This is a genomic window from Flavobacterium sp., assembly GCF_029242675.1.
Taxonomy (GTDB): Bacteria; Bacteroidota; Bacteroidia; order Flavobacteriales; family Flavobacteriaceae; genus Flavobacterium.
Genome location: NZ_JAQWTM010000312.1, coordinates 1 through 10,457, shown reverse-complemented (window position 1 = coordinate 10,457; position 10,457 = coordinate 1). Strand labels below are relative to the sequence as shown.

Genomic DNA, 10,457 nt, shown 5'->3' with positions numbered 1-10,457 from the left:
GAAGCTATATTTCGAGATTGCAAAAGTTGCTCAATTTCAGCAAGGTTATTAGTCTCTTCATCTAAGCTGTGGCAAAATAAGTATGCTTCATTTTTAAAGTGATTGATAGCAATGATATTTTGGTAAACAGCATAATATACATCAGGAATCGTATTGCTATTTTCTTTTTTTGCGATTGTTACTTTTTCGAAATAACGTACAGCATCATAAGATAGGTATCCAAATAAACCGTTATTGATAAATTTAAAATCATTTTTCTCAGAAGTAAATTCATGAGAGAATTCTTGAATGATTTCAGGCACAGATGTATGCTCATTAATGAACATTTTTTCAGAAGTTCCATCAGGATACGACTTTAAAATGGTTTCGTTTTCTATTTTAATAGAAGCGATAGGATTACAACAAATGTATGAGAAACTATTGTCACCTCCATGATAATCACTACTCTCTAATAAAAGACTATTAGGGAATTTATCACGAATTTTTAAATAAATACTCACAGGCGTAATGGTGTCTGCTAGTATTTGTTTGTATTTTGTATTTAATTTAAATGATTTCAATGGGAATAAATTTTTATGATTTGTAATTTATTTTAGTTCAAAAAGTATAAAAACAGAAAAAGGCTTGTCGTGATGACAAGCCTTTTGTATTTGTATTCAAAAAATACCATAGGAGCTTAGTTCACGACGTTTGACGTAAATTGTTCCACCACCAAGTATTGTTTGTAATCGTTTTCATGAGTCAAAGATAAGAATGTAATTTGGTTTTACAAATAGATTCTGAAAAAAATAATCACAATTAGACTAGAATTTTGTTAAATATTTTCAGGTAGAAAATAAAAAACCCAACAGTAAGCTGTTGGGTTTAAAATGGTATAGTGTCGTATCTTAAAATTAGAATTTTAAAGCGATCGCTAATTCAAATTCATCTGAAATTGCTTTGTCTCCAATAGTACTGAAAATACTTGCTGAGTTGTATTTGATATCATATTTGGTTCTGTCAACTTTAAAAGCAGTTGTTGCAGTGTTTCCATTTACAGTCATATCAAATGTAACTGGTTTAGTGATTCCTTTGATTGTTAAATCAGCTACTACAGTATAAAGGTTAGCAGATTTAGTTCCAATTTTTTTAATAACTAAGGTAGCTGTAGGATATTTTTCAGTTCCAAAAAAATCTTCTGATTTCAAGTGTCCGTTTAATTTTCCTTGGTATTCTCCCTGAAGATCAGTAGCAGTTAATGAAGTCATATCAACTGTAAAAGTTCCTCCTGCTAATTTTTTTCCTTTAAGAACGATAGCTCCATCTTTGAAGTTTACTGTTCCGCTATGCTCGCCTGTTACTTTTTTACCAACCCAGTTGATCGTGCTTTTTGAAGCGTCGATTTTTTTTGTTTGAGCTGTTGTTGTTGCAACTGAAAATACAACTGATAATGCTAATGCGATTGATTTTAAATTTTTCATTTTTTTGAATTTTAAAGTTTGTAAATTAGTGTTGTAAATTATAATGTGATAAAAAGGTCTTGTGGTGCTTTTCTAACTTTTTTGTAATGTTGAGTTTCATCCTCTTCGTGACGGTATCCTATTGGTACAATAACTGAAGCGTTTAAGTTTAAAGCATCTAATCCAAGTATTTCGTTAAACTGCGCTGCATTAAAGCCTTCCATTGGTGTGCTGTCAATTTTCAACTCTGCGGCAGCATGTAATAAGTTAGCCATTGCAATGTACGTTTGTTTTGATGTCCAAATGTTTTTTAAATCTTCAGGCATTGGATTTATCGTGTTTTTCATGAAACTACCATATCCTGCTAATGCTTCTATAGGTAGCTCTCTAGTGGCGCTAGTGTTTTCTAAATAGGCGTCTATTTCAGTATCCCCTACGTTGGTTTGATTTGCAAAAACAATTAAATGCGATGCGTCAACTACTTGCGTTTGCCCAAAAGAAGCTGGTAATAATTTAGCTTTTAGTGCTGCATCTTCAATAATAAGAACTTTGTACAATTGAAGTCCGTATGAAGAAGCACTTAAACGAATCGCTTCTTTTAAAATTTCTAAATCAGCAGCAGTTACTTTTTTACTACTATCAAATTTTTTAGTGGCATAACGCCAGTTTTGGTGTTCTATAAAGGTGTTCATAATGGTATTTGTTTATTTATTTCTATATTTTTCTAAAAGTGTATTTAATTGGTGTTGTTCTTCAGCGCTTAAATTTTTTGCTAATGAGCGGTTATGCTGCAACAGTTTTGGGTCTAATTCAGTTAAAATATCAAGCCCTTTTTGCGTGATTAAAACTTCTATTTTTCGTCTGTTTGCAGGACATACTTTTCGGGTAACATATTGTTTTAAGAGTAATTTATCGACCAATCTTGTTGTATTACTAGTGCGGGCAATCATTCTTTCCTGGATCATAGACATATTTGCAGGATTTCCTTTTTGGCCTCTAAGTATTCTCAAAACATTATATTGCTCTCCTGAAATTTCATAAGGCTTTAACAGCTCATTAAAATTTTCATTAATTAAATTTTGAGTATACATTATATTTAGAATTATTTTATGGTCATCGTCTAGTCTGACGGTTGATTTTATAACTTCTTCAATTTTCATGCTTACTTTTTTATTTGTTGGTACAAATGTAACACTTTTTTTATTTGTATATACAAGTGTTTTATATTTTTTTTTTAAAATTTAGGATATACCTGTTTTGAAATTTAAATTGATAATTCGAAACAATACATGGCACTTTTATTCAAGAGTGTAAATAGCTATCTTGCTAATTATATTGTTATAGTTTGAGATTCGCAAAAAAAAGATATCACTACATCTTGAAGGAAATCAAATTTTAATATAGGCTACTTTCCAACTACAAACGAAGTTTTTTTCTTTTATCAATAAAATATATAAACGACAGAGGTCTTGTTTTTTTGTGATTTTTCATTATAATTACTAACTTTAACTAAATGCAATATTGCAATTCCTTAAACAATTAACTTTGGTTTTGGTTGGAGCTTCTATTAATCCCAATGATAGCATTGATAATATGTAAATTATGAGTAGTACCGAAGATGTTCCATCCTATGATGATTTAGTCAGGAAAATCAAAAGTCAGGAGATTTTAATGCAAAATTATTTTAATAACAGTAATTTCTTATCTGATTTTAATTTTCGCTTAGAACACTCCTCAGATTTAATATGTTCCATTAGCTTTGATGGAAAGGTGTTGGAGTTGAATTCGGTCTTAAGTAATATTGTAGGCAATTCGCAAAAAGCGTTTAAAAATAAGTCGTTTTATTCTTTATTTCATCAGGAAGATTCTGGGGCAATTCAATCTGTTTTTATTAGACCGGAACGTTCGATTTTAGGCTTTGAATTTAAAGGTAGACTAAAAAGGGGAGATGAACAAGTCCTTAATTCAAGCTGGATCATTAGTGAACTTAACACTGAGTTAAAAATCATTTACTTGACTGGTTATGCTGTTAGTCCATTACATGCAGTTGGTTTTGATAAAATAGGGAACGACATGCGTTTTCGTACTTTGGTTGAAAATAATGAAGGAATTATAACTGTTTTTAGCCCAGAGTCAAAAGTTTTATTCCGGAGTTCATCCTCTTTTAGAACGAATGGATACACTGATGAGGAATTCATAAAATTATCAGATGAAGAGTACTACCATCCTGATTATATTGAAATAGTAAAAAATAAAATTAATGAATCACTGCAATCTCCAGCCACTCCAATATTTATTTCCTTTAAAGTAAAGCATAAAAAGGGGCATTACATTTGGCTAGAAGGCGTCATAACTAATATGCTTCACGATCAGTATATTCAGGGAATCATTGCTAATTTTAAGGATGTCACCGAAAATAAGCGATTAATTGATACTTTAAAAAGGGAGCGTGACAAATTTCTAAAAATTGCAGCTACTTCATCAGGCCTGATTTATTCGATGAAATTTAATGACGATGAGAATTTGTTTTTTACCTATGTAAGTGATGCATTGTTCGATATGTTTGGTTTTCAATTTAGTGAAATTGAAAATAATTCTGATCCAATTTTTAATTTAGTTCATTCAGATGATAGTGATTTATTATTTCAGAGGATACTAGCTACAAAAGAGCAATTAGTTCCCCTAAAAATGAACTATCGTTACCACCATCCAATCAAAGGTTTAGTTTGGCATGAAGTAAACTCACTTCCAGTTGTAGAAGAAGATGGTAGTGTGGTATGCCATGGTGTGATTACGGATATTACAAAAGTAATACTAGCGCAATCTAAAATTAGTAAAGCCAATCGATTGTATCTTTTTATTACTGAAATTAGTCAAATGATTGTGCGAGCAACAGATCGCGACACACTTTTTAAAGAAGCTTGCTCTATAGCAGTTAATTGTGGACAATTTAAGATGGCTTGGATTGGATTAATAGACCATCAAAGTAAACTCGTATGCCCTACATCGGTAGCCGGTGAAGATGATAATTATCTGACAACATTAAGGGCTATCTCTTTAGATGAGAACCTACCAGAAGGTCAAGGGCCTGTTGGAAAATGCTGCAGAACAGGGCTATCTATTGTGAGCAACGATATCGAAAATGATCCTATCATGCTGCCTTGGAAGAAGTCGGCTTTGGAGCGTGGATATTTATCCATAATGGCTGTGCCGATAAAGAGTTTTGACACGGTCATCGGTTCTTATGTGATGTATTCTACTGAAAAAAACTTTTTTGATGCCGAAGAAATCGCATTGTTAGAAGGGGTAGCAGAAGATATTACTTTTGCCATAGAATTATTCAATAGAGAAGAAAGAAGGAAAAAAGCGGAGGAAGCCATCTACGAAAGCGAAAAGAGATATCATACTTTAACTGAAGTTTCGCCTGTGGGAATTTTTCGTACGGATGCGACAGGTTTTACGACCTTTGTAAATTCAAGATGGTGCGAAATATCAGGTTTTTCGTTTCAACAAGCAATGGGTAACGGCTGGCTGGACGCAGTTCACCCCGACGATAAAAAGAATTTATTTACTAATTGGGAAGAATCTACTTCAAAGCAGGAAATTTCAGTTTCAGAATATCGATTCATAAAGCCAGATGGTCAAATTGTTTGGGTCATGGGTCAGGCGATTTTGGAAAGAAACTCTGAGCATGAGGTAGTGGGTTACATTGGTACAATAACAGATATTACCGAAAGGAAACTATCAGAGGAGGAATTTAAGAAAATGAACAAGAAAATGGAAGCTATTATTGAAGCTATTCCTGATTTAATGTTCGAAGTAAGTTTAGATGGTACGTTTCATAATTATTATTCGAAGCGAAATGAATTATTATTGCTACCACCAGAAGATTTTTTAGGAAAAAATGTTAAAGAGGTATTTCCTGCACCAGCTGCTAATGCATGCTTGCTAGCTTTAAAGGAAGCGTCAGAAATGGGTATTTCAACGGGTATTCAATATACCTTAGAATTACCAAATGGTCTTTATTGGTTTGAATTATCAATAGCACCAATGGAACAGACAGCTGAGAAAATGACTCATTTTATTTGTTTAGCAAGAGATATAACGGTAGCTAAAAAGGGAGATGCAGCGCTTCTCGAGGGCGAGCAAAGGTATAGGGGATTATTGGATAATTTAGAAGCTGGTATAGTTGTACACGGATTAGATGGTGAAATTGTAATGTTTAACCTAAAAGCAGGGGAACTTTTAGGCATAGATGCCGACCGTTTTCTAAATAAAAATATAAATGATTCCCTATGGAACTTTATAAATGAAGATGGTTTGGGAATGAGGGTAGAGGAGTATCCAATTTCTAAAATTTTGCAAACCAAAAAAGCCATTAACAATTATACAATTGGTCGATTGAATCCTTCAAACGGTAATATAGTTTGGGTTTTAGTTAGTGGATATCCAATTTTAAATGAAAATAATCAAATAACTGAAGTTGTGATCAGTTTTATAGATGTCAGTGAGCGTAAAAAGATGGAAATTGACATTAGAGCGGCTCAAGAGCAAGCAGAAGCCGCTAATAAGGCAAAAACAGACTTTCTGGCTAACATGAGCCATGAAATTAGAACACCATTAAACGGAATTATAGGTTTTACCGATTTGTTAATTAATTCCGATCTAAGCTCTAGTCAGTTTGAATATATGGCCACGGTAAAGGAATCGGCGAACTCGTTAATGCAAATTGTAAATGATGTTTTAGATTTTTCTAAAATTGAATCAGGTAAATTGGAACTTAATGAAGAAGAAATTGATTTATTTGAATTAATTGATCAAGTAATTGGTTTGTTCAAGTACGCAGCTTCTGAAAAAAATATAAATTTGCAATTGGATATTGATCAAAGTATTCCTCAATTTATACTTGGTGATTCGCTAAGACTAAAGCAAATTTTGGTTAATTTGATCAGTAATGCAATTAAGTTTACGCACAAAGGATCCGTTAGTTTAGAAATTAGTCGTGAAAAAATTCCGAAGGAAAATTTTTGTAATATTAAGTTTTCTGTAAAAGATACTGGCATTGGGATTAAAGCAGATAATAATAAAAAGATATTTCGCTCTTTTGTTCAAGAAGATAATTCCACAAGCCGAAAGTTTGGCGGAACTGGATTAGGGTTGTCCATATCAAATCAATTACTAGAATTGATGGATAGTAAGCTTAATTTAGAAAGTGTTTATGGAACAGGAAGTAATTTTTTCTTTACCATCGAGTTGAAAACAGTAGATAAAAGTAAAAAAGTGGATAAGTTAAATGCCAAAATGAATGACGAGTCGCCTTTTAAAAGTCTAGATCAGAAAAAAATTCTGATTGTTGAAGACAATAAAATTAATATGTTTTTAGCAAGAACATTGGTAAAACGGATCCTTCCTAATAGTATTTTAATAGAGGCGATAGACGGAGAAGCTGCAGTTGTGGCTTACAAATTAGATGTTCCGGATATAATTTTAATGGATATCCAAATGCCTAATAAAAATGGTTATGAAGCTGCTGCCGAGATAAGAGCAATAGAGACTAACTCTAGGACTCCTATTATAGCGATAACCGCTGGAATTTTGGCTGGAGAAAAAGAAAAATGTTTTGAATCAGGTATGGATGATTATATGCCCAAGCCCATCATAATTGATGATCTTGAGCGTATTTTGGCTACTTGGCTTCAATAGAATTAATCTCTTTTAGCACTGTTTTTCTTTTCTCTTTTTTCCTCTTTTTTCTCTTTTGCAGTTTTAAGAGGTTCCTTTTTTACGGTCTTTTTTGCATCTTGACTTTTTGCCATTTTTTTTGTTATTTAGGTTAGTAGTACGGTAATATGTTTTCCTACAATCTACTTTTATTTTTAGTAAAGGGAATAAAATTATTTGTAGAAAGATTTTGATTAATAACTAAATCAATTATTGCTTTACACTGTATAATATTTTTTGGAAATCAGCTTTAAATTTATCTTTGTTAGCTAGATTGGTCCAAGATAATACTTTGTAAAAGTGCGATTTTGTTTCAACAATACCTATTAAATAATACACTTCAATTTGTAGCTCTTCATCATAATAAGATACATCATATTCTACATAATTAATATTGTTTTTTGTGGTAAAGATAGGAGTGGAGCTGGTGCGTTTTTTTTCATCTTTAATAAAGTCTTTCTCAAATTCCTCTTGGAACTCTTTTAAGGAAGCATAAAAAATATCTGCGATGGCTAATTCTTCCTTACTGTCCTCGATAACAATAGTATAGATATCTTTCACACTATTTTTATACTGGACTGTAGCAACATCATTCAGTCCCACAGTGCGAGTCATATAATCAGGAATGTCTATGTCAAAGACATTACCTGCTTTTTGTTGGTTGAATTTGGTTTGCCCCATTGTTAGAACGGTGAAGCTTAGTGCAGCAGTTGTAGCCACAATTAAAAATAAATTTTTTATTGGCATAGTATCGTAATTTTAAATCAAAAATAAGTTTTAAATTGATTGGAAAGTGATAAAAAATAAAAAAAATCCCGTCTATTTTAGTACGAGATTGAGATTTGTTAAGATAAAAATTAGCGCTTTTTCAGAATTTTGTATTCTTCATAACAGCCACTAATAGCATCCATTATTTGTAAATCATTAGCAGTTTTTATAAATGATTCCGAATAATTGCAACGCTGTAAAATTTCAGGTATGTCTTTTACATCGATTCCTAGGAGTACACCTAATGTTTCACGATCAAATTTAGATTCTAAAAGATTTCGTACCGTGTCGTCCTTTTTCATTTCCTTTAGTTTCTTCAACTCTTTGGGGTTTTTTCCAAAAAAGTTGTAAAGCATATCAGCAGGGTTAAAAATAGAGCCTAATACTTTGCCGAAGGCTCCAGCCGAATTTTGTCCTGCTTCGTACCCTGAGGTAAGGCCTGAAATACTGTATCGGTAGTTTTCTCTTGTTGGTATTGTTTTAGAATCTACCTCTAAATAGCCAGTTAGGTTAAAAGGGCGAATGACCACTTCTTCCAGTGCAATGGCTTTTTCAGTTAGAAAAATTTTAGCTACTTTATTTTTAATCCAGTCATTGGTTACTTTTACCCGTAAGGATTGAAATCCTAAAAGAGAAAGATGAAGGGTGTCTGATGGCTGAACATCGATTTCAAAGTAACCATTGGAGTCAGTTCGAGCTCCTCTTACTTTGTTAATGTTAATGACATTTACGTTCGCTAAAGCGGTTTTAGTATTGTCATTATAAAGGTATCCAGTAACTTTTTGAGAATGTATTACTTCCTGCGCAGAAGCAGAAGTAAGCGATAGTACTAATAAAAAGAAAACTACAAAATATTTCATAAACTGATTTAAAACTTTAAAAGTAGTAAAACAGGATTAAATATTTTGTAGTTTCTTAGTATAATTATAAGAAAATTAACTAAATGTTAGTCTCTTCTTGGTCTTCTTGGTCTTGGTGAATCACCAAAGCTTTCAGAACGTCTAGGTGCTCTTTCAGAACTTCCTTCTCCTCTTGGAGCCGAACTTCTACCACCAAAACCTCCTTCACGGGGAGCCGAACTTCTTCCGCCAAATCCACCTTCTCTTGAAGAGTTTCTGTCTGATCTAAAACCACCACCTGATCCTTCACGTCTAGGAGCGAAGTTTCCTTCTCTTCTTGGAGCCGAACTTCTTCCGCCACCAAATCCACCACCAGAACTTCTTCCGTTATGGTCACGACTTCCGCCACCATCATTTTTAGAAATTTCAACATTAATACGACGTCCTTCTAATTGTACGTTGTTTAATATTTCCATTACTTTATCAGTATGCTCAGGATCAGTGTTAAAGAAAGAGAATCCTTCTTTTACGTCTACTTTAAATACATCATCACGACCTAAGTCTAATGTTTCTTTTAAGTAGTCTTTTAATGACATCCAATCAAAATTATCTCTTGAACCAATGTTCACAAAATATCTTGTTGCACCACCATTATTATTTTCTCTAGGCTCTCTATCATCGCTTCTTTCGCGTCTTTCAACTGATTGAGATGATAGATCTCTAGTTTTCTTGTAGTAGTTGATAAAACGATTAAATTCAACCGATACCATTTTCTTAATCAATTCTTCTTTAGACAAATCTTCAAGAACATTATTGATAGCTGGTAAGTAGTTGTCAATTTCGTGATCAACTTCAGTATCTTTTATCTTAGTTGCAAGGTGCAATAATTGGATTTCGCAGATTTCAATTCCAGATGGGATTGTTTTCTCTTCGAATTTTTGCTTGATGATTCTTTCAATAGAAGAAATCTTACGCAATTCACTTTTAGTTACAATAACGATGGAAGTACCTAATTTACCAGCACGACCCGTACGACCGGAACGGTGATTGTAAGTTTCTATTTCGTCAGGTAATTGATAATTCACTACGTGAGTAATGTTATCAACGTCAATTCCACGTGCAGCAACATCAGTAGCAACAAGCATTTGAATTTGACGACCTCTAAACGATTTCATAACACCATCACGTTGCGCTTGAGATAAATCTCCGTGCAATGCAGCAGCGCTATATCCGTCTTCAACTAATTTTTCAGCAACAGCTTGTGTATCACGTTTTGTTCTACAAAAAACTACTGAGAAAATGTCTGGATTAGCATCAGCTAAACGTTTCAAAGCTTCGTAACGATCACGAGCATTTACTAGGTAGAATTCATGAGATACTGTAGCTGAACCTGAGTTCTTAGTACCTACAGTAACTTCAACAGGGTCTGTCATAAATTGTTTTCCAATACGTGCTACTTCAGCAGGCATTGTTGCAGAAAACAACCATGTATTTTTTTCGTCAGGTGTTGTAGATAAAATGTTTACGATGTCATCATAAAATCCCATGTTTAACATTTCATCTGATTCGTCAAGGATACAATAGTTGATTCCGGTAATGTTTACCAAACCTCTATTGATCATGTCTTGCATCCTACCTGGAGTCGCAACAATAATTTGTGCTCCTCTTTTAATGTCTCTCGCCTGTTCTG

General features: G+C 33.1%; 7 protein-coding genes and 1 pseudogene. 1 reads left to right on the top strand and 7 read right to left on the bottom strand.

Going from position 1 to position 10,457, the window contains the following annotated elements:
* The 4 genes and pseudogenes from P8M54_RS11360 to P8M54_RS11345 all read right to left on the bottom strand — a co-directional run.
* Positions 1 to 560 (bottom strand): annotated as a pseudogene (locus P8M54_RS11360) (anthranilate synthase component I family protein); the annotation flags it as partial.
* Between the two features lie 333 nt (positions 561 to 893).
* Complete coding sequence (locus tag P8M54_RS11355) at positions 894 to 1,460, bottom strand: YceI family protein (RefSeq protein ID WP_300287978.1); 567 nt, start codon at positions 1,458 to 1,460, stop codon at positions 894 to 896.
* A 38-nt stretch (positions 1,461 to 1,498) separates the two neighbouring features.
* Positions 1,499 to 2,131 carry an NAD(P)H-dependent oxidoreductase gene (locus P8M54_RS11350; RefSeq protein ID WP_300287977.1) on the bottom strand — a complete coding sequence of 211 codons (633 nt, stop codon included), beginning with the start codon at positions 2,129 to 2,131 and terminating at the stop codon, positions 1,499 to 1,501.
* A 12-nt stretch (positions 2,132 to 2,143) separates the two neighbouring features.
* Positions 2,144 to 2,599, bottom strand: a complete 456-nt coding sequence (locus P8M54_RS11345; protein ID WP_300287976.1) for a MarR family transcriptional regulator — start codon at positions 2,597 to 2,599, stop codon at positions 2,144 to 2,146.
* Between the two features lie 442 nt (positions 2,600 to 3,041).
* Here P8M54_RS11345 and P8M54_RS11340 point away from each other — a divergent pair, with 442 nt between their 5' ends.
* Positions 3,042 to 7,142: a PAS domain S-box protein gene (locus tag P8M54_RS11340; RefSeq protein WP_300287975.1), complete on the top strand. Its 4,101-nt coding sequence runs from the start codon at positions 3,042 to 3,044 to the stop codon at positions 7,140 to 7,142.
* 228 nt (positions 7,143 to 7,370) lie between these two features.
* On the opposite strand, the gene P8M54_RS11335 is transcribed toward P8M54_RS11340, so the two are convergent.
* The 3 genes from P8M54_RS11335 to P8M54_RS11325 form a co-directional block, all read right to left on the bottom strand.
* Positions 7,371 to 7,907 carry a hypothetical protein gene (locus P8M54_RS11335; RefSeq protein WP_300287974.1) on the bottom strand — a complete coding sequence of 179 codons (537 nt, stop codon included), beginning with the start codon at positions 7,905 to 7,907 and terminating at the stop codon, positions 7,371 to 7,373.
* 110 nt (positions 7,908 to 8,017) lie between these two features.
* On the bottom strand, positions 8,018 to 8,788 hold the full coding sequence (locus P8M54_RS11330; protein ID WP_300287973.1) for a carboxypeptidase-like regulatory domain-containing protein: 771 nt from the start codon (positions 8,786 to 8,788) through the stop codon (positions 8,018 to 8,020).
* A gap of 86 nt (positions 8,789 to 8,874) precedes the next feature.
* The coding region (locus P8M54_RS11325) for a DEAD/DEAH box helicase (RefSeq protein WP_300287972.1) at positions 8,875 to 10,457 on the bottom strand (1,583 nt) is incomplete at its 5' end.

What these genes read in the sequence shown, in the direction of transcription:
- P8M54_RS11340 (WP_300287975.1), top strand. Translation starts at nt 3,042, where the DNA reads ATGAGTAGTACCGAAGATGTTCCATCCTATGATGATTTAGTCAGGAAA.
- P8M54_RS11345 (WP_300287976.1), bottom strand. Translation starts at nt 2,599, where the DNA reads ATGAAAATTGAAGAAGTTATAAAATCAACCGTCAGACTAGACGATGAC.
- P8M54_RS11330 (WP_300287973.1), bottom strand. Translation starts at nt 8,788, where the DNA reads ATGAAATATTTTGTAGTTTTCTTTTTATTAGTACTATCGCTTACTTCT.
- P8M54_RS11335 (WP_300287974.1), bottom strand. Translation starts at nt 7,907, where the DNA reads ATGCCAATAAAAAATTTATTTTTAATTGTGGCTACAACTGCTGCACTA.
- P8M54_RS11355 (WP_300287978.1), bottom strand. Translation starts at nt 1,460, where the DNA reads ATGAAAAATTTAAAATCAATCGCATTAGCATTATCAGTTGTATTTTCA.
- P8M54_RS11350 (WP_300287977.1), bottom strand. Translation starts at nt 2,131, where the DNA reads ATGAACACCTTTATAGAACACCAAAACTGGCGTTATGCCACTAAAAAA.